We start from the raw sequence: 21,117 nt of genomic DNA, 5'->3' as shown, positions 1-21,117 counted from the left end.
AAAAAAAAGGCCACAAAATTGCGGCCTTTGAGTAAGTTTAGTTTCAGCTATTAAAACTTAGCCAAATTATTTACATTGTCTTTATCAACCAGTTTTACGTACGGATCGACTCCTGCAAATAAAGGTTTTTCTTTTACCTTTAACTCAATGATATTAGTGCCCGTTACTATTTGGTGTTTTTGTGAGTAAATCACAAAATCTTCAGCGAGTAGGTTTTCAGGATCATCGCTAAACAACACAATATCAATTAACTCGTCGAGTGGCTGTTCTGTTTCTTCACCTTGACCATCAGCACGTTGCTTAACAGCTTCAACGTTTAACGTAACGCTATAAAAGCCATCACTGTCGGCTTCGTCTGAAATTGAAACCTCTTTCATTTCTAGCTCATACAAAGTGATATATTTAAACTGATCATCAATAAAGCTTTGCTCAGCTTGCGTTGCATCTTGTTTTAAATAACTGAGTAAATCAAGCGTTGTTGGGTATGGCGTTGACTGGTATCTAAACTCATTTAAAAATGCCTTAAGGGCAGCGTTTAAACGTTTTTCACCTAAGCGATCATAAATCGCCATCATCACCACAGATCCTTTATTGTAATGAAGGTATTGCTGGGCTTGTGTTTTATATAGCGGCATTTCTTCAAACGCTTCTCCAGTGCGGCCCATTAAATACCTATCTAATTCGTATTTTAAAAACTTACGTAGCTTTTCTGGGCCAAAGCGCTTTTCAAGCACCATAAGGGCACTGTATTGTGAAAGCGTCTCCGACATAACGGCGGCGCCTTCTACATTGGCGCCTGATACTTGATGACCCCACCACTGATGCGCCACTTCATGTGCGGTTACATAGTAAGGTAGGTCAATTTTACTTTCATCCCTTGAGTCTGTAACAAAACCAATGCTTTCTGAATAAGGAACAGTATTAGCAAAACTTTGCGCAAATGAGCGATAGCGAGGGAATTCAATAATACGTAATTGCTTATGCTGATAGGGGCCAAATGCTTGTGTAAAATAATCTATCGAGTCTTGAACCGATTCAATCATGCGGTCAACATTCCACGCATGACTTTTATGGAAATAAACCTCAATATTTACACCATTATGCTCAACCTTTTTACTTTCCAGTTCGGCCGACTGCACCGCATAAAAGTTTATAATAGGTGCATCCATTTCATAAACAAAGGTTCGGCGCCCATCTTTTACGCTTTCACTTTGTAAATAACCAGGCGTAATCGCAAATTGCGATTCATCGGTCGTTACCGTTGCTTTAAAGTTAATAAACCCCGTGGCTTGACCAAAATCACTTTGTGTATAGTACTGGCTATCTTCAAGTTTATTTGCTCGTTCTAGCTCAGGTAAATCATGTTTACGGCGCTCAAATTTATCAGCCACCTGTAAACGACGGTTGTAACCAAAATTGGGAAACAGCTCCCAGTTATTAATAAACGTGCCATTAGCCACTAACTGTGTATCAGAGCCACTATCGGTAAAGCCTGTATGATCGCGAGTGACAGACAGCTGCCCTTCTCTTATTTCATTTGGCATAAGGGGCTGATCAAATTCAAACCATGCAGAATAAAGCGCTGGTAATTTTTCAACAATTTTACCGCCAGCCATCGTTACATCCCAGCTTTTGGCGTGTTGCGGTGAACTTATTAGCACTCGCGAAATTGGCTCATTAGATGTATTAGTAAACTTTATTTTTGCAACTGCACTCAAAGCACGCTTTTTAGGATAAATATCAACAGTTAAGTCTACATCTGTCACCATAGGCACGGCTAAATCTTTGTATTGTGCAAACTGTTTTTCATAGCTTACTTGCTTGTCTTGAAACGCATCACTTGTGGTAAATTCGTTTAAAACACGCGTATTGTAATAAATGTTATAACCTGCACCAACAAACACCAGTGCACTAACACAAACAATTACTTGCCCCTTTAACGACATATTATAACGAAGCATAGACAGGCGTGTACGCAGCGTTTGTGAAGGTCCTCTATGCCATAACGCAAATCCTACGATAGCCAAAACAAGACTTAATGCACCCCAATACAATGTGTACCAATGCGCTGCTTGTAAAAAGTGTCCATAGCCGTTTATATCAGAGTACGGTACACTACTGCTTTTCGAAAAATGATACATATTGTGTTCAAATCCATACGAATCCATTACCATTTGCACTATGTAGTACAAAATAAATAACCCCATTCCTACGTATTTATTTGGGCTAATAATTTGTAAAAAGAAGGCAAGCACCGTAAGCATAATTAACGGTAAAAGCGATAAATAAACAATCCTGAATAAATACTGCCCTAACTCTAAATTAAATTGCCCTTTAAATAGCTGCACTGTAATTGTTAGCACCATCCCAACAAGAAACAAGCCTGAAATAGCTGTTATTAACGCCAGTATTTTTGATACCCAAAAAACGCTGTTGTGTACTGGAAAGCTGTCAACAATATCGCCCATACCACTTTGACGTTCTCGCCAAACAAGCTCAGCGCTATAAAAAGCGATAATAACAAACAAAAATAAACCCGAAATACCGCTAATAATATTGACCATATTCGCGGTAATTGGCCAGTTAGTTGTACCGTAAGCGCCAATGGGAGCAAACAGCGGAATCATAAGCGTTACAATACTTACACCCGCTAAAATCATAAATGGCGCGCTAAATATTACTTGTTTAAGTTCAAATATACTGCGCATTATTAACTGCGATTGCGTACTTGCTCCTGCAGACTTGTAATTTTTAGCATTATTAATCAGTGCAGCTTGTTTATTTTGCACAAATGCAGAGACTTTAAATTGCTTTTTCTGTTTTTTAGCTACTATGCGGTTACTTAATCTTCCAAGGCTAAAAAACATAGCTAAGCCCAGTACAACCCACAAAATACGGTTAACTAACAAATCACCGCTGAGGGTAAGCACTTCTGTATTTTTATCACTCACAGTCCAGTAACGCGTCAAATCAATTAAAGACCCCAAGCCAAATGGGTCGGCGTAAACAACTATATTTCTAAATGCTAAATCATCAAAATAAGCACTGGCGATTTGATAAGCGATAAAAATAACAACGGCTGCTACATACACCGACATCATGGTTTTAAAATAGACAGCTACGCTGTTAAAAATAGCCGAAAGCACCAGTAAACTTGGTACTGCAATATAAAAATAAGGTGCGGCGTAATACACAAACTTATTTGGACCTACTAGCTCACTATCGAGCCACCCAACTGATAAGCCAAATTGCGCCCCTAAAAGCACGCCTAACGGCACGGTTAAAAATACAACCAGCACCACTAAGTAAGCACCAAAAAAACGCCCTGTTTGATAAGGAATAGGATTAACAGGCTTACTAAAAACCAGTTCGTCCATTTTACTTTCACTATTTCTAATGGCGGAGCTGGCAACAAAGTTAACTACCAAAAACATCGCAAATACACAAAATGTAATGGTTAACATCATAATTGAGAAAGGCGAATTCATATGTACATTAGCGCCGCCTAGCGGAAATTTGCTAGAAGAGCTGATAAAAAACGCCATAAAAAAGAACATTAATGAAACAATATAAAACGAAGGCTGGCGCACAAAATAGCGCAGCTCAAACGCGAGCATATTAAAAAACATAGCGCCCCCTTATGCTTCTTGGCTATTACGATGATTGAGCAAAGTAGAAAAGTACACGTCTTCTAGGTTTGCATGGCTTGGTTGAAAACCTTCAGGAGCTTGTTCGGCTAATACATGCAATATGGTTTGCCCAGCAAATAAGCGTTTAGAAATAACAGGTAGCTGTGGCTCAAGCTCTTGCGCTTCTTCTTGGCTCATGGCTTTGCGCCAAATTTGGCCTTGCAGTTTATCGGTAAGCGCAATCGGGTTGCCCTCTAATAAAATTTTACCGCCAGCCAGTACGGCCATATTAGGGCATAGCTCTGCCACGTCTTCTACTATATGGGTTGATAATATAACGACTTTTTGCTCGCCTAAGCTTACCAATAAGTTATGAAAACGGTTACGCTCTTCAGGATCTAAACCTGCAGTTGGTTCATCAACGATGAGTAAATCTGGGTCGCCCAGCAATGCTTGTGCTATACCAAAACGCTGGCGCATCCCGCCCGAAAAACCACTAACCGCTTTTGAGCGATGTTGATATAAATTAGTGTGAGCCAGTAGGCCTTCAACCGACTCTTTTCGCTCAGCTTTGTTATGAATGCCCTTTAAAACAGCCATATGATCCAACAAGTCGTAAGCACTAACACGTGGGTAAACACCAAAATCTTGTGGAAGGTAACCTAAGCGTTGGCGCAGTGCTTGTGGGTCTTTAAACACATCAATACCATCAAAGATAATTGAACCCGCGTCGGCAGATTGTAACGTTGCAATGGTGCGCATTAATGATGACTTACCGGCACCATTTGGCCCAAGTAGTCCAAACATACCTTTACCTATCGATAAATCAACGCCTTGCAATGCGTGTACGCCGTTGTCGTAGGTTTTTGATAACCCTGTTATTGATAGCATTTTTTACTTCCTTGAATTGTAAGTATTATTTTTTATACCGTTTTATACCACATTAAAAACGGGAACATAAGTTAGTAACCAGTTAACTTTGTAACAATAAATAAACAACAATTCATTCTAATAACACTTGCTTAGCAGTGAGCCTCTCGGTATAAAAACCACACATTACTGATAAGAAGCGAAAAGCCATGCAAGAACATAAAAACCAGCCATTGACCGATTTCATAGAATATCCACAGGATGAAATGTTGGCCCGTGCAAATGAATTCTTACAAACAAGCCAACGTCGTCATAGTATTCGCAGCTTTAGCAACCGCCCAGTGCCAAAAGAGATTATCGAAACCTGCATAAAAGCAGCAGGTACAGCACCCAGTGGCGCAAACCACCAGCCTTGGCATTTTGTGGCTATTAATAGTGCAGATGTTAAAAAGCAAATACGCGACGCGGCTGAAAAGCTAGAGCGATCTTTTTACGAAGGGCGAGCAGGCGAGGAATGGTTAGATGCATTAAAGCCTTTAGGCACCGATGCTAACAAACCCTACTTAGAGCATGCACCTTGGCTTATTGCTGTATTTAGTCAAAAAAAGGGCGGTGTGAGTACCGATGATAAAAATACAAATTATTATGTGCATGAGTCTGTTGGGCTAGCAACGGGGTTTTTAATACAAGCTCTGCACCGTGCAGGCCTTGCGACACTGACCCACACCCCAAAACCGATGAGCTTTTTAACGGACATTTGTGACCGAGATAAAGACAACGAACGCCCTTACATGCTATTAATTACAGGCTACCCCGATGAACATGCAACAGTACCAATGCATGCCCTAGATAAAAAAACGATTGATGAAATAGCCAGTTTTATTTAATACTTTGCAAGGGGACATAATCTATAGCCAGTACATCCCCTTCTTTCAGGCCAGCAACCACATGCTGCTTATTATTTACTCTGGCGCCTAAACGGACGAAACGTTTAACTAGCGTTTCGTTTTCCAATACATACACCATGCTTAATTGACCAAACTCATGCACCCAGCTTGGCTCAATTAAAATACCTTGAGCGTTTTTTGTGGGCAATTGTAGCTGTGCGTAAAGCCCAGGGATCAAGCCTAATTGTGTATTCGTGTCTAAACGAATAAGTAAGCTGCGCGCGCTATTGTCCGCAACAGGGACTATTTCACTCACTGTAGCCGAAATAGTTAAATTGAGCGATGGCAGTACTACGTTTAAGTTATCCCCTAGTTTTAATTTTACTGCTTGTTGTTCACGTACATTAAATTCAACCTGTAATTGCAATGGGTTATATACAGTAATGAGTGGCTTACCCGGTGTTGCGGTATCGCCAGGCTCTGTTAAGCGCTCAACCACCACACCCGAAATGGGTGCCGTTATTTGAGTATAATTTAATGCCACTTTGGCTTGTGCTTGTTGCTGCTTAGCGGCGGCTAAATTAGCCGTGAGGTTATCAAATTTAGCTTTAGCGTCATCTACTTCGCTAACAGATACTAACCCTTTAGCATTTAAGTTAGTCAGTCTGGCTAATTGCTTTTGAGCTTGCGTCAACGATGCTTGCACGGCGTTAATATTAGCGTCGCTTTGTGCCAACGCCGCTTTAAAATCATCTTGCTTGAGGGTAATAAGTAAATCGCCCTTAGTGACTTTATCGCCCGCTCGTACTTTTAACTGCTCAACCTGCGCCATCACATTTGATGAAATTTGCGTATTTTGTTTTGCTATTACACTACCCGGCACTTGCTCACTACCGGTAATGCTTTGCAGGGCAATGGTGACGCGCTCGCCCTGATAATTACTGTGTTGTGATTCTTTTAAACCAGCAGTTTGTTGATCAGAAAAGCTGCCTGCCATGTAAAGCACAGCCATAATAATTACCAATAAAGCGATTAAAGCGCCGATTAGTTTTGATTTACCCTGCATGCGCTTCACCCTCTGAACTTGCAAACACTAAATAATAAACAAGTGGCACTACAAATAACGAAAATACAGTAGACGCCACAATACCAAAAATTATCGCAATCGCGAGCCCGCTAAATACCGGGTCTAGTGTGATTACTAAGTTACCCAATAAGGTCGTGCCTGCGGTTAATAATACAGGACGCATACGCACTGTTCCTGCAGCAACCAGCGCATCTTTTATAGCCATGCCTTGGCCTCGTGCTTGATTAATAAATTCAACTAAAATAAGCGAATTACGAACCACAATACCAGCAAGGGCAATCATCCCAATCATCGCTGTAGCGGTAAATAGTACCGGCTCAGGAGCGCCGGCTATAACACGCTCTCCAAACTGATTTAAAAACCAAAAGCCTGGCATAATACCTATAACAGTGAGCGGAATAGCCGACATAATAATTAACGACAAGCTCGCAGATTGTGTTTGTACACGTAAAATAATAAATATGGCACTAAGTGCGAAGGCAAATGCAATTCCCATATCTCTAAACACATCTATGGTAATGCGCCACTCCCCCTCGCCACTAAAATTGGCATAAGTGCCTTTAGGTAACTGCCATGGCACAGTACCGCCATTATTAAAAAAGTGGCGGTTTATCCACGGTGTTTTTTCAAAATAGTTAGGCTCGGCGTTAAAGTCAGCATTTACGTCTGCAATAACTTCTGCGGGCGTTCGCCCGTTTAGCTCAGCCATAACATAAATTACATCGCGTTGATCTTTACGAACCCGAATGTCAGCAACCTGATGTTGCGTAAATTTACCTAATTCTGAAAGCGACACTAATGGCCTTGGTGCACTTTGTAAGCCAAATTCATTGCTGGTTTTAGCTAAATCTCTATCCCCCCTGACTTGCAGTGCAAGTAATTGCGAAATTTGATTACGCTCGCTATATGGTAACTGTAATTTAATATCAACAGGCTCTGTTTCGTTACTTACGTAAAGCACACCCACGGTTTCACCTTGTGTGGCAACACTTAACGATTGAGCAATATTTTGAGTGGAAATGGCACTGAGTGCTGCTTTGCTCTTATCGGTTACAAAACGCTGCAAAAGTGAAGGTGCAACCAAAGAGGTATCCACTTCAACTACGTGTGGCTCTTGCTTTAAACGTTCAGCTAATTGTTTAGCTGCTTGGTAATGAGTTTGCTGATCAACAAAATCATCTCGGTAAACCTCAGCAACTAAAGTACTTAATACCGGCGGCCCAGGAGGCACCTCAACAACTTTTATTACTATGCCTTGTTTTGCTAAAGGTGCGAGCTGTTTGCGTAAGCGCATAACCACAGCATGTGATTGATGCTCGCGTTCAGACTTATCAATCAATAACACTCTTAGCTCTGCTAAATGTGCAGCTTCACGCCGATAATAGCCACGTACCATCGCATTAAAATCCATACTTGAAGGCTTACCAACGTACGCCGCTATTTCACTTACTTCGTTTAATTGCCATGTGAGTGTTTGCACCTGTTGAGTAAAGGCAGCCGTTCGTTCTAAATGTGTTCCCTCTGGCATATCTATTAATACTTGTAGCTCGTTTTTATTATCAAATGGTAATAGCTTTAAAGGCACCAAACGCATAACAGGTAGCATGGCGCTAATAATAAATAAAATTAATGTGCCCCATAATACCCATTTTGCGCGCTGCCTTGAGACAAGCAATGGGCTTAATAACGTTTGATAAATACTTATTTTTGGCTCAACTTCTGTGTGGGTATCTGTATTGGGCTTGAGTAACTTCATCGCAAGCCAAGGCGTTACAAAAAACGCCACAATGGTAGACACCATCACGCTGATTGGAACATTAAATGCCATCGGTGCCATGTATGGCCCCATCATGCCGGTAATATATGCCAGCGGAATAAATGCCATCATAATAGTTAAAGTAGACATAAGTAACGCACCGCGAATTTCGCTCATTGCGCCAACTATTTGCTGTTTTTTATTGCCTTTTTTATCTAAAAAACGGCTTATATTATCAATGCCTGTAATTGGGTCATCGACCAATAACCCTAACGATAAAATAAGTGCAAATAACGTTACTCGGTTAATGGTATAACCAAACGCAAAATCCAGTGACAGTGTAATGCCATAGCAAATAGGCACAGCTAACCCAACAACAATGGCGGGTCGCCAACCCAAAAATACCCCAACAAAAATCACTACCGTAAATACAGCAAACACCAAGCTTGATGTTAAATTATTTACTTTTTCATTGGCGGTCTGCCCGTAATCTCTTAATACCGAATAACTCACCTCGGGCGGTAAAAGCGTGCGTGATAACTCAGCCATCATTTGATGAACATCGTTTGCAACCGCCACAGCATTCGTGCCTGTTTGCTTAGCCACACTTAATGTGACCATAGGTGAGTGTTGCTCATTAGAAGATTGTGCAAGCCATTGGTAATGTTCAATCTCGCCAGGGCCGCCAATCACATTTGCAATATCAAGTAAGTAAACACTTTTACCATTTACTACATTAACTACAAGCTGCTCTACTGCAGACTTATTACGTAAAACGTCACCTGCTTGCAGGGCTATTTTTTGCTGGCCATTTATAACACTGCCCACCTGTGTGAGCTGATTAGATATATTTAATGCATAAAGTACATCGTATATAGTCGTTTGGTGAGCAGCCAACGCGCTGGCATTTAAATTGACGGTGAGCGTGCGTTTACGCCCAGCAATCACTTTTACCTCGCTAGTGTTTTCAATACGTTGTAAACCATTAGCAATTTCGTTTGCAAATCGCGTTAATTCGTAATCGCCATACAGCTGCGGATCTTTGCTGTATAGCCCAAGCATAACAATGGGAACATCATCGACTTCAATGGGCCGAATTTGCCAGTGTTCAATAACAGAAGGCATTGTATGCTGGTAACTATTAAGCTTGGCGTAGGTATCTAAAATAGCTTGTTCACGATCATGGCCCACCTCAAACCTAAGTGTCACCACGCTAGCGCCAGTTTGTGTGGTTGAGTAAATATGTTCAACACCGCCAAGCTGGGCAAGTAACTTTTCAAGTGGTTGAGTCACCAACCGTGTCACTTCGGGCGCTTCAACGTTAGGAGCCGATACATATATATCAAGCATAGGCACCACTATTTGCGGTTCTTCCTCGCGAGGTGTTTGTTTTAAAGCAAACAGACCTAACAAAATTGATAACACAAAAATAATAACTGGAATACGACCCGTTAAACTGCTTTTTACTGCATCATCAATCATATTCATGGGCACTACCCCTTACAAAACAAACCATACAATGTGCCTAAAAGATGAATAGCATTTTGATCAATCACACGGTAATAAATAGTTTGTCCTTCACGGCGAGTAGCAACAACATTCGTTTTTCTAAGGGCAGCCAAATGCTGAGAAAGTGCCGACTGTGCTAACGGTACCGCTTCATTAAGCTGCGTTACACTCATTTCGGTATCTTGCAATGAACATAAAATCATTAAACGATTTTTATTAGCTAAAATTTTTAATAGCTGCTCTGCTTGCTCAACGTTCCCCGCCATAGCAGTAAAATCAATATTCATATAAAGCTCTAATAATCTAATGTGATAGCAGTATAAATTGTTACATTAGAAAAGTCTAATATTAGGATTTACTAATATATAAAATACGATTATAGTAATTATGTATTTAACTGGATAAGTGACCGACTATAATGAAACTCAATAATGCGCTTCGTCTGATCGCAGGCATAATGATTGTGATCTCAATTTTATTACAAACCTATCACGATCCTAGGTGGGTATATTTTACTGTGTTTATTGCCCTAAACTTAATGCAATCGGCTTTCACTAGCTGGTGCCCTATGATTACACTACTACGCAAATTTGGCGTTAAGGAATAAATATAATGCTTACTTCTATCCCCGATTTACTAAAAGTTATTACACCTAACCAACGACGTATCGACGCTGAGCAAGCAAAACAAGAGATTAGCGAAAACAAGGGCTTACTTATTGATGTGCGCGAACCCGCAGAACATGCCACCAATCCTGCTGTAGGCGCAATTAATATTCCGCGCGGATTACTAGAAATGAAGTTAATGGAAATAGAAAAAGACGCTTCCCGTCCTATTTACTTACATTGCGCTAGTGGCGCGCGTGCAACATTAAGTGCTGAAGCAATCACACGTATAGGATACGAAAACGTCACCGTTATTACTTGTAACGCAGCACAGGTGTGTGACGCTTTTTAATTATTATACACCCAAATAATTAGAGCCTTAGTTAGTAGACTCGACGATAAAAAATTGTCGAGCTGACTTATTCAGGTTGGACTTAATTTGTTTGAAAATAAAAGTGCGTTTCTGATATTTTTTCAATAATGTCATATTCTAAGCCCATGTGGTTATACTCACCTTGAGTTGGCATTCTTGAACTGTAATTAACAACAACACCCCAATGGTTATCACTCACTCCTCCAAAAATTATGCTCATGCTTTTGTCATCATTTTTAGTGATAGCAGCAACATTATAAGCATTCATTAACTCCCTAACTTGCTTAGTTTCTGCTGATAACGTCATTAACTCTTCATTTTCACCTAACTCAAAAACTTTATAATTAGCTGAGGGAACAAATCCCGCATACTTAGATGGATAATAAGTAACAAGTTGAGCTGGCGTGAAAAATGTATTATTTATTCGATAAACAAACATGTCTGTTTGCTGAATAAGATTTAAATCTTTTGACTGATTGAATTTAAGTAGCTCATTCATCGTTACTTTTAAAAAGTCGTCAATTAAGCCTAACCGTTCTTCTTTGCATGCTTGTTTTTTACATATCGTAACAGCAGGTAATTTGGAGAGTTGTGCCTTATTTATATTTAAAAAATTACGACCCAAAACACCTAAATTAAAGTTTGCAAACGCTTGTTTATCTTTATCACTTTTAAACTTAGTCGGATGAATATCAAGAAAACTAAAAGGATAAAATAACGGCAGATACGCGAGAGGTAAATCACTGTTAGGTAATATATCTCCAGCATGCTTTAGCAATGCTCTATATTCTGCGTCTATATCCTCATTAAAATAAGGTGGCATGCCACTGGCCTTAATCGTAACCGTATTAATCAATAAACATAAAAACAGTCCATATCTCAGCATACTTTTTTAAGTTCCTTAGTAAGTGCTTTTTTGTGTAGCAAAAGCTATTTTTTTTCATCAAGTAGCGTAACAAGCATATTCTCTATGTTTTTTACGCTATAGGTAAGTGCACGTATTAACTCTAGTTGGCTTTGCGGGGTTTCTTCATTTGATGATTTTACTGGTGTGTTTGCAGTTAAGTTATCTTTTTGCTCAAGTATGGCTTCTCTGAATTCACTGGCATTTTCAACACCAAGTAATGACACTAATGCACCGTGGCCAGACTGCCCTGCTGTTTCAAAACTTAACCGATACAGACCAAACATGCGCATTATTGGGCCTTGACTTAGGCCTACATCGGTTATTTTTTCTAGCGGTATTGATTTTTCTTCTTTAAAAAATATCCCGCGTTTTACAACGAGCTTTTGCGTGAGTAATTGTGCCGACATAGCCGCCAATATTCGCCCTCCCACCAGCCACACAATCGCTAAAACAATGGGTAATAACGGAATGGCCACCAGTGCTAACACACTAAAAAAAGTGGCCATTAGCATCCAGTATTGCTGAACTTTGGGGTCGAAAGATGCGCTTTTTAAAACGAGGTTATTCATAAATTTATCCTTAATTTCATGAGAGCGTATACCCTGAACTAGGTCGCTTTACGCCTTTAGATACTTAAGTTACGTGAACAGTAACTTTAATGCAATTTAACTTCTTGCATTGAAATAAATTGTCACACTTCCTTTTATAACCTCCTTTTAAACAAAAAATATCTTCAACCTATGCTCTGAACTGGCTTCACTTTACATAAAGTTTATTTTCACATTGGAACGCGAATACCATGGGTTAACACCCGTTTTTAATATGCATTTAATAAGGCATTAAAAAAGCCGAGCATACAAAGGTATGCTCGGCTTAGGTCTGGGAAAATATAACTGCTACTGTTTATCTATAAGTATGCTCACATTTTCTCTATCTGGACCTATTACCTTAAAGGTGTAATTACCTTGTTCGGTAATATTGAGTGCTATATTAGCGCCTATGGCTTCGAGTGAAGTAAGCTGACCAACAGTGGCTAAAGGTGCTTCACCTGTACCGCCATAATCAACGGTGCTCCAATCTTCAGACGCTACTTTAAACTCATAGTCGCCCGCTTCTAACTCTATGGATGTAGAGTAAACCGCATTACCTTCGTACATCAGTGGGTTGTCTGTACCCCACCCATTTAAACTGCCGCGAATAAACACCGGTGTTTGTGCAAACATTTCAGCGTTAAGTACTTTCAGTGATACGTTATTTAAATCACTGGCGTCAAATATAAACTGGTATTCACCTTCTTCTGCAATATCCATGGTCATATTTGCGCCTGCAACCGATAACTGCTCTGCAGTGCCTATCATTACAATTGCATCACTCTCGCCAGAGCCATAATCAACCGTGCTCCAATCTTCAGACGCTATTTTAAATTCATAGCTTGCAGCACTCAGTGTTTTAGTAAAAGTATAAATACCTTTACCTTGATAGCTCAGCTCATCGGTTATTCCCCACCCATTAAGCGTCCCACGCACATAGATGGCAGTGCCTACAAATGGCTCTTCATTATATAAAGTAAGCGTTGGATTTTCTGGGTTTGAAGCATCAAGCGAAAATACATAAGTTGCATCAATAGCAGCACTAAAGGTCATGTTTGCACCTGAGCGCGTTAATGGCTCGCTTTGATTTTCAACAACGTCTTTATCGGCATCAGAAAGCGCGCCAAAATCAACCGTTGACCAATCTTCAGAGGCAATTTTAAATTCGTAGTCGCCAGCGCTTAGCGCAATTGCTATACGGTATTCACCTTCGCCAATATAGTCGAATGCATCGCGTGTGCCCCAGTCGTTTAACGTACCACGAACAAACACTGCGGTGCTGCCATAAGGTACAACATCAGGTGCACCTACGGTTGCATTTGCACTTAAACCAGTACCTTGGCTCTTACCTTGGTTTTTAGTAAAAACAGCTAACGTGTAAGGCGGTACAGTAAATGTGCCTTCGTTTTCGCCAGCAGCAAAATTAGCACTGATCATGCTTGTATCAACACTGTTTTTTAATACATCGTGTAATTCAAAGCCCGCTGCGGTAGCAATAGTATGGCTAAGAGTTTGCTCGGTTGCGTTAATCACGACAACAAGCGCATCAAGTGCTGGGTCTAAGTCTGTTAGCCCTTCGCCATCATCAATGCTCATTACAATTAAGCCATGTTGCTGGTTTTTACCCACATTATGAAAACCCACTCGCTCAATAACATCTTGCTCCGTGGTTAATCTAAATAGTGGGCTGCTGCTACGTATTTGTAAAAACTCGTTAAATACATCACCTGCATAGGCTATGTCTTGCGGCATTGCCTGTGCATCTGGATTAGCAGAGATAGGCATAATTTCAGACCATTTTTCTTGGTTCTTCTCTGCGTTTGGTAAACCAATGTTCCAGTTATTATTTTCCTTGGTTAAATCAACAGCATTAAACCAATCACCGGCATTATAGCTATCACGATCCATTGACTTAGAACGCAGTAAATCAGCGCCCAATTGCATAAATGGAATGCCTTGGCTAATAAGTGGAATAGACAATGCCATGTTGTGCGCGCGCACACGTTGCTCAATACTCATGCTTGATGCATGTTTGTATTGCAACTGATCCCACAGTGTTTCGTTATCATGCTTAGACACGTAGTTAATGCTATCTGCTGGGTCTAATGCATACGCTGTTGGTTGCGTATTCCAAGTAAAGCTATTTCCTTTAGATGAATTACCTTTAAAGTCTTTAAGAATGTAATTTTGTAAGTTGCCCGTCAGCGATAACCGTAACGTATCTTGTTCGGCTAGGTTGCCATCTGTCGGGTTATTACTAAACATTGCACCACCACGCACAGCTTCACGAATACGGTCGTTAAATGTACCGACTTCTGAGCCTGCCATATCAGCCTGTTTAGCTTGTGTGAATAAACGATTGTTAGCTACTTCACCAAAATCCCAGCCTTCACCGTAAAAATAGTTATCAGGGTCGACTGCTTGCACTGCTTCACGCGCAGCTAATATTGATGATTTAGGCATATGGCCCATTACATCAAAACGAAAGCTGTCATAACCAAAGTCACGAGCAAGAATAACCATTGAATCTGCAACAAACTTATCCATCATCACATGTTCAGTTGCTGTGTTTTCACAACAGGTTGAGCGCTCTATTTCACCGCTTACTTCGTTATAACGGTGGTAATAACCCGGTACCAACTTATCAAACACTGATTTTTCCCAGATACCCGACGACGTTGTATGGTTATAAACCACATCAAGTACAACACGAAGTCCTACTTCTTGCAGTGATTGCACCATAGCGCGAGTCTCAACTACGCGAGCAATGCCATCGCTGCTTGATGCATACGAGCCCTCAGGCGCAATAAAGTGATGAGGGTCATAACCCCAGTTAAAGCCGTCTAAATCACGCATCGCACTGGCTAGTGCTTGTGCATCATCTGAGCCAGGTAGGTAACTTTGCATAATATCGACAATGGTGCTGCTTTTATCTTCGATTTTACACGCATCCGCTTCATCGTTAATACGCTCACATAATTTACCTAAGGTGTCTGTAATTTCCACACGCTGTGAGGCATCTTCTTCAATGGTGCCAATATCAGTTACTGGGAGTAAATGAAAGTGTGTTAAGCCCTTATCTGCTAATTGCTTAAGGTGCTGCATTGGCACGCTTTCAAGCTCAGTGAATGCAAGGTATTTACCGCGGTTTGCTTCGCTTACTGACTGGTCGCGAATACTAAAGTCACGTACATGGCCTTCATAAATAACCGCATCTTCTGGGTTAGTAATAGTAGGCACGATACGCTCATCCCAGCCTTCGGGTTTAGTGTCGTCGTCGCTTAAGTTGATTAGTTGCGAATAAAGCCCATTACTCGATACATTGAGTGAGTATGGGTCGGTACTCCATAAGCTTTCAATTGCTTTAGTGGTTGGGTGATAAACATCAAATGCAAAACGGAAATAATGACGATCGTATTTGCTATCTAAACTGATAGACCAAATACCTGTGTTGCTATCAAAAGTCATCGCACTGCTATCAACTTGCGTTTTATCAGCATCGAAAACCGTGATCATCATATTATTTGCAGTGGGTGCCCAAACCGATACATCGATTGCATTGTTATTATAATGCACACCTAGCATGGCTTCATTCGCGTCGCTTTCACCTTGAGTGTAAAGTGCGTCTAATGCTTTTGCTGATTGTACAAAGGTCGCTTCTAGTAGCTTGCCATCGGCATCGTAGCCTGCAACAACAAGCTGTTGCTTTATAAGCTGCTTTGCAGCATCTGCATCCCAATTTCCCTGATAAGCAGTCCAATCCATTAAATGCGGTACTTTTACAGCTTGCTCATCACTTAACTCGGTTGCAGTCAGCTCAACAGTTTCACCATTTAGTCCAGTGTCTAAATCAACCACCAAGTCAGCGGTTGCTGAAGAATGCAACTTAATAATTTGTGTAAGCTCATTACTTGGCTTATACAATACTGTATTTAAATCAATCCAATGTGCTGATGCACCATCTATCGCTACCGGACGTTCGCCCAAGCTTAGAATAGGGTATTCAAACACCGAAGGCTCACCATGGATGGTAAAGTTCATACGCTGAAACTTTTCATCGTCCTGCATAAGCGGCATGGTTAAATCAACATCACCAAACGCTTTACCCGATCCTTCGGTACCAATGTGCACAATAAAATTAGCACACTCGTTATAACCTTCTTTGAGGTTAATTATCCAGTAGGCACCGTAGTTTGGGTCAATGCCATCATATTCATGGCCGTTAGCCCAATCGCTCGTGTCAAATGGAGGTGCATAAGCATCACACACATCATTATTCCACGAATGTAATCGGTAACCTTCGTAGTTATCGTCAGCTAAACGGTTATAAAATAAAACCGCCTCACCTTCACCTGCAAATACAATAGGATCAGGCAATGTTGGGTCGGCGCCCACAACACAGCTTTCGTTTTTTTCATCTGGTACAGTCGGCGCTGCACACGTTATAGGCTCAGGGTCCACACATTGCGAACCTGCTTCATTTGGTACTTGTGGCACATTGCAGGTTAAAAGCTGCTGTCCTGACTCAACCTCATCTGTCCCACCACATCCTGCTAATATCATTAACCCTAAGGCTATTAGCAAATATTTAGACATTGTTATAATTTTCATTTTTAAACGCTCCGTTTGCTAATTAATGACTGTATGTAAAACCAAGATAAAACTGACGACCAAAGTACTGAGTAGTCCCTGTTCGTTGCTGCGACCCAAAGTAACTTTGGGTTGGTTCATCGGTTAAGTTATTAACTTGCAAAAGCATGGTGAGTGAATCGCTAAAGCGATAAGACGTTTGAAAATCAATGACGGTTTCAGCATCAAAATTAACCACCTGTTCGTTAATGGCAACCTGTTCTGATACAAACTCATCGCGGTAACGCACATTAAGGCGCGTTTCGAAATCGTCTAAGGCATAAAATAACGTGGCATTTAGCACATTATTAGACAACCCAGGTAAAGATTGAACGAGAGTATCGCCCCCTAAACTGGTGATCGATTCAATTTCACTTTCTGTGTATGAGTAGCTTGCGTTAGCGCCCAAACCATTAAATGGTTCAGGTAAAAAGGTAAACACTTGCGTATAAGCAAGCTCTAGCCCTCTAATGTAGCCACCCTCGCCATTATTAACTGCCGTGGTATAAATACCGTTGGTCGTTGCAACTTGCTCGCCACTGACTGGATCTTCTATTGAGTCAGGTACGTTAAAGCCATTTCCTTTAAAATCGAAGTTTTCGATTGATAAGATTTCTACAAACGAGTCTATATTTTTATAAAATAGCGCCGCAGCGATAGTACCGTTACCTTCTTCAAAATAATATTCGTAAGATAAGTCGTACTGGTCAGCATAAAAGGGTTTTAAAAATGGGTTGTTATTACTTGAACCGTTAATAACACCATCGTCACTTACGTTTGCGCTGGCATCGCCCGCTAAGCGGTTTATTGGTGCACGCGACATGACTTTAGCCGCAGCAAAACGAACTAGCGAGTTGTCGTTAAGTTGCAGGTTTAAATTTAGCGAAGGCAGGTAATCGGTGTATTTAGTGCCTAATACATTAGGCGCGTATAAATCATTTACAATGCCATTCTCATCAACAATATTTTGCGCACCTAAGCGCGCATCGCCTGCTACGTTTTCAAGTACGGTTGCCGATTGATCGGTTTCGATACGGCGCACACCCACATTACCCGATAGGTCAAGTCCGGCAATTTGCGTGTTAATGTTTACCATAACGTACGCGGCTAACACATCTTCAAATACCGAGCCGCTTTGCAACACTGACCACGAGTAGTTCGTTGTGTAACCTTGCGCGTCGTCTACGCCATCGGCGTTGCCCCAGGTTTGAACGGGCTGTGGCGTGCCATCTGGAAACCACGCATTAAGCGCTTTATTTAAATCAATGGCTAAATACGATGGAAAATAACTAAAGTCGCCCTGCCAATCAACCACTGATGCCATATCGTCGGTTAAACGCAAAGGGGGCTGCGTTGATGAAAATGCCCCGTCGTTACCGTACTCAAATACCGAACGCTTTCGGCTGTATTCTCTATCTGAATAGCGCGCACCAAACTCAACTGAGCTAAATATGTCGCTTTCTAGCTCGTATTTAAAATCGAGTCTAAATGCCGTTACTTCATCTTCGGTTTGATCAGGGTAAATACCATATTTACTGACCATTACTCGGTCTATATCACTAAAGGCGGCCGCCTGATTAAACCCAACGTCAGGTAAATTTAAGCCATTTAACTGATAGTTAATTGCAACGTTGTTATCAAATACTGGCGTTTCTGCATTGGCATCTTCTGCTACTAAGCTCCACAGTAAGCCATTTCTAAAATTACTTTTTGCGCGAGAAAGCGCTACATCGGCATTAACATTTAGTCTATCGGTTACTTGCCAGTCGGCATTAACGCCAAAGCTGTCTACTTCGTCAAAATCTTGGTTGTCGTCATTCACTATTTCAACACGGGTATAACTTTGCGAAGTACGATTAACCGCTGCACCAATTACAGCATTGCCATCAAGTTGTGCATTTGCGTATGCTGCCGAGGGGCCGCCTAATTTAACCCTAAAACCACGGGCAAATGACTCTTTATCAAAGCGAGATAAAAACGCATCACCTTTTAATTTAAAATTATCTACCGGTGCCCACTCTATGGCAGCTAAATAACCATTTCGGGTTTCTTCACCGCCTAAATGCTGTAACTCAAAGCCTTCGCTAATGTATTCACTTTCTGGGCTATCTATGGGGCCATTTGTGTCGTTTGGTGCGCCATCAACATCTTTTCTATCGTTGTATGCAAGGCCAATAAACTGTGTTGCTACACTTGGTTGAAATAAACGCGCAAACCCCAGTGCCACACCTAATGTATCGTCTAAATATTTACCTTGATACGAAAAGCTAATACGGTCGCCAAATTCAGTGGCATCCGATACCTCAGATGCACGGTCGTTATACATACCGCGCACATTAGCTACAAATTTATGTTTTTGATCATTATTAAGCGGGCTGGCAGTTTCAAGCTCTACCGTACCGGCCACACCACCTTCTATAAGCGATGCCTTTGGCGATTTATATACCGCCGCAGAGCTAATTAATTCTGATGGGTATTGGTCAAACTCAATACTGCGGCTACCACTTGTAGATACCTGCTCACGACCGTTAAGTGTTGAAAATACAAAGCCGCCCGAAAGCCCGCGTATATTAATTTGTGCAGCCTGCCCACCAGTACGCACAGCTGAAATACCCGGTAAACGAGTCAATGCATCGGCCATTGAAATATCAGGCAAGGCGCCTAAGTCATCAGCAGAAATTTGCTCCGAAACGGTATCGCTAAATCGCTTTTGGTTAAGCGATTGAATTAAGCTGCGACTAAAGCCGCGCACTTCAATCACTTCTACATCGGTTTGAACTTGAGCGGGTTTACTCGTGTCTTCAGGTGGCTCTTCAGTAGCTGCAATAGCACTATTGGCGGCAAATAATGCCAGCATGAGCGCATTTAATTTAAACTTTTGCATGTGTGTGCCTTTTGGTTATTGTTTTGTGTGGTGTGTCAGTGCAGTAAAAACACACCCAACAAATTGTAACCAAAAGGTGAATATTTTGTGATGAATACGTATGCAGTATAGCCCACTTAGGCTGTAGCTATTTTGAGCAATTTAGTTAGCAATAGCTTAAATACTCACTACCACCCTAATGGCTAAGGCAACAAATACAAAACCCAGTACTTTGTCTAACCATGGATTGTGTTTAGTAAACCCAAAACGGTTTTTAGAAAGCTCTGTTAGGGCGGCAACAAGTAAGTACCAACCGGTATCAATCACAAATACAGTTAAACACATCACCATTGCAATGCTTAGGGTAAGATTTTCTGGATCAATAAACTGTGAAAACAAGGCTAAAAAGAAAATAGCAAGTTTGGGATTTAAAAAGGCAATGGCAAACCCATCTTGTAATGCTTTAATGCTACTTACTTCGCTATTTTGTATTTTAAGTTCATCATTGTTGGGTTTAGACAATAAAATTTTAATTCCTAGGTAAGCTAAATAGGCAGCGCCTAAATACACTAACACCTGATACACAGTAGGAAACTGCAGCATTAACGCACCCAAACCAAGTAATGAGGCTCCCGCATATAATCCCACTCCAATCCCGTGACTTAGCGCCGCTAGCATGCCGTTTTTCATACTGCCGTTAAGCGAATGCTTTAATACAACCGCAAGGCTTGGACCCGGCGACATTGCGCCCATCATACAAATAGCCACTAGGCCTAACCACATAGAAAGAGTCATTTACAGCTCGTCAATTTCAATAAATAATGTATAACCATGCACTTGCCCATAAAAACCGGTTATTGGCACTGCGCTAATTACCTTCCAGCCATCTTGATTTAATTCCTGTATGCGAACATTCAGCGCCGCTATGTCTACCCCACCCATAAAGCGGGTCTTTCTAAATTCGATTACTTTTTGCATTTAAATCCCTGTGTACCTTATAACGTGTATTGAAAATCGTAGTAGTGAACACCGTTTTCAATGCGTATTTTCATACTACCCGCTAATCCTTCTAGCTCATCAGTGCCTGAGTCGGGAATTACATTTAAAATTAGGCTGTCTTGGCCTTTATCCATAGTGCCAAAATGCTGTAATACAAAGCTGCCTTTTTTGCCTTCAAGCTCGCCTATTACTTGCTCAATTGCTACATAACCGGCACTGCCTTGCACTGGCGTCATCGCGCTTAACATTTCGCCTTGGCTAGTAGCATTAAGTGCACCTTTAAATGTTTTATCAATAGACATACGTCCTAAATTAATGCCGTTTTGACCTTTGGCATAGCCATCTATTGGGGCTAATGCTACCGTAAATTGGCCTGTTATTATGTTGCTTGTCATAACGATTCCTTATTGATG

At 41.1% G+C, this 21,117-nt stretch carries 15 protein-coding genes; 3 read left to right on the top strand and 12 right to left on the bottom strand.

Annotation, left to right across the window (positions count from 1 at the left end; genetic code table 11):
* Positions 1 to 50 precede the first annotated feature (50 nt).
* Both CWB62_RS17825 and CWB62_RS17820 read right to left on the bottom strand, forming a co-directional pair.
* Entirely contained in the window at positions 51 to 3,629 is a 3,579-nt protein-coding gene (locus CWB62_RS17825) for an ABC transporter permease/M1 family aminopeptidase (RefSeq protein ID WP_138530235.1), read from the bottom strand.
* A 9-nt stretch (positions 3,630 to 3,638) separates the two neighbouring features.
* Positions 3,639 to 4,520 carry an ABC transporter ATP-binding protein gene (locus tag CWB62_RS17820; protein ID WP_138530233.1) on the bottom strand — a complete coding sequence of 294 codons (882 nt, stop codon included), beginning with the start codon at positions 4,518 to 4,520 and terminating at the stop codon, positions 3,639 to 3,641.
* A gap of 188 nt (positions 4,521 to 4,708) precedes the next feature.
* On the opposite strand from CWB62_RS17820, the gene CWB62_RS17815 reads away from it, so the two are divergent.
* Entirely contained in the window at positions 4,709 to 5,386 is a 678-nt protein-coding gene (locus tag CWB62_RS17815) for a nitroreductase family protein (RefSeq protein ID WP_138530231.1), read from the top strand.
* On the opposite strand, the gene CWB62_RS17810 is transcribed toward CWB62_RS17815, so the two are convergent.
* Genes CWB62_RS17810 through CWB62_RS17800 form a run of 3 tightly spaced genes read right to left on the bottom strand, consistent with a single transcriptional unit; the run spans position 5,379 to position 10,025 of the window.
* The gene (locus CWB62_RS17810; RefSeq protein ID WP_138530228.1) at positions 5,379 to 6,452 is read right to left on the bottom strand and encodes an efflux RND transporter periplasmic adaptor subunit; all 1,074 of its coding nucleotides are present in this window, start codon (positions 6,450 to 6,452) and stop codon (positions 5,379 to 5,381) included. The two genes, CWB62_RS17815 and CWB62_RS17810, sit on opposite strands and share 8 nt — an antisense overlap.
* A complete protein-coding gene (locus CWB62_RS17805; RefSeq protein ID WP_138530226.1) occupies positions 6,442 to 9,717 on the bottom strand; it encodes an efflux RND transporter permease subunit in 3,276 nt (1,091 codons plus the stop codon). Before CWB62_RS17805 ends, CWB62_RS17810 begins: the two co-directional genes overlap by 11 nt.
* 5 nt (positions 9,718 to 9,722) lie before the next feature.
* A complete protein-coding gene (locus CWB62_RS17800; RefSeq protein WP_138530224.1) occupies positions 9,723 to 10,025 on the bottom strand; it encodes an ArsR/SmtB family transcription factor in 303 nt (100 codons plus the stop codon).
* A 131-nt stretch (positions 10,026 to 10,156) separates the two neighbouring features.
* Here CWB62_RS17800 and CWB62_RS17795 point away from each other — a divergent pair, with 131 nt between their 5' ends.
* The gene (locus CWB62_RS17795) at positions 10,157 to 10,345 is read left to right on the top strand and encodes a YgaP family membrane protein (RefSeq protein ID WP_006794224.1); all 189 of its coding nucleotides are present in this window, start codon (positions 10,157 to 10,159) and stop codon (positions 10,343 to 10,345) included.
* A gap of 5 nt (positions 10,346 to 10,350) precedes the next feature.
* Complete coding sequence (locus CWB62_RS17790; RefSeq protein ID WP_058403586.1) at positions 10,351 to 10,695, top strand: rhodanese-like domain-containing protein; 345 nt, start codon at positions 10,351 to 10,353, stop codon at positions 10,693 to 10,695.
* Positions 10,696 to 10,777: 82 nt separating this feature from the next.
* On the opposite strand, the gene CWB62_RS17785 is transcribed toward CWB62_RS17790, so the two are convergent.
* From CWB62_RS17785 to CWB62_RS17755, 7 genes are all read right to left on the bottom strand, one after another.
* Entirely contained in the window at positions 10,778 to 11,539 is a 762-nt protein-coding gene (locus CWB62_RS17785) for a hypothetical protein (protein WP_058403587.1), read from the bottom strand.
* 107 nt (positions 11,540 to 11,646) lie between these two features.
* Positions 11,647 to 12,192 (bottom strand): PH domain-containing protein, encoded by a 546-nt coding sequence (locus CWB62_RS17780; RefSeq protein WP_058403588.1) that lies wholly within the window; start codon positions 12,190 to 12,192, stop codon positions 11,647 to 11,649.
* A 327-nt stretch (positions 12,193 to 12,519) separates the two neighbouring features.
* Positions 12,520 to 16,824 (bottom strand): alpha-1,6-glucosidase domain-containing protein, encoded by a 4,305-nt coding sequence (locus CWB62_RS17775; RefSeq protein ID WP_058403589.1) that lies wholly within the window; start codon positions 16,822 to 16,824, stop codon positions 12,520 to 12,522.
* 22 nt (positions 16,825 to 16,846) lie between these two features.
* Positions 16,847 to 19,726: a TonB-dependent receptor gene (locus tag CWB62_RS17770; RefSeq protein ID WP_058403590.1), complete on the bottom strand. Its 2,880-nt coding sequence runs from the start codon at positions 19,724 to 19,726 to the stop codon at positions 16,847 to 16,849.
* Positions 19,727 to 19,882: 156 nt separating this feature from the next.
* A complete protein-coding gene (locus CWB62_RS17765) occupies positions 19,883 to 20,500 on the bottom strand; it encodes a LysE family translocator (RefSeq protein ID WP_058403591.1) in 618 nt (205 codons plus the stop codon).
* Positions 20,501 to 20,683: a hypothetical protein gene (locus CWB62_RS17760; protein ID WP_138531036.1), complete on the bottom strand. Its 183-nt coding sequence runs from the start codon at positions 20,681 to 20,683 to the stop codon at positions 20,501 to 20,503.
* A 17-nt stretch (positions 20,684 to 20,700) separates the two neighbouring features.
* On the bottom strand, positions 20,701 to 21,099 hold the full coding sequence (locus CWB62_RS17755) for a DUF3224 domain-containing protein (protein WP_138531035.1): 399 nt from the start codon (positions 21,097 to 21,099) through the stop codon (positions 20,701 to 20,703).
* Positions 21,100 to 21,117: the final 18 nt, after the last annotated feature.

Source organism: Pseudoalteromonas sp. S408, from assembly GCF_005886645.1.
Taxonomy (GTDB): domain Bacteria; phylum Pseudomonadota; class Gammaproteobacteria; order Enterobacterales; family Alteromonadaceae; genus Pseudoalteromonas.
Note: the sequence above shows the minus strand (reverse complement) of the source record. Positions and strands in the feature narration are given on the sequence as shown.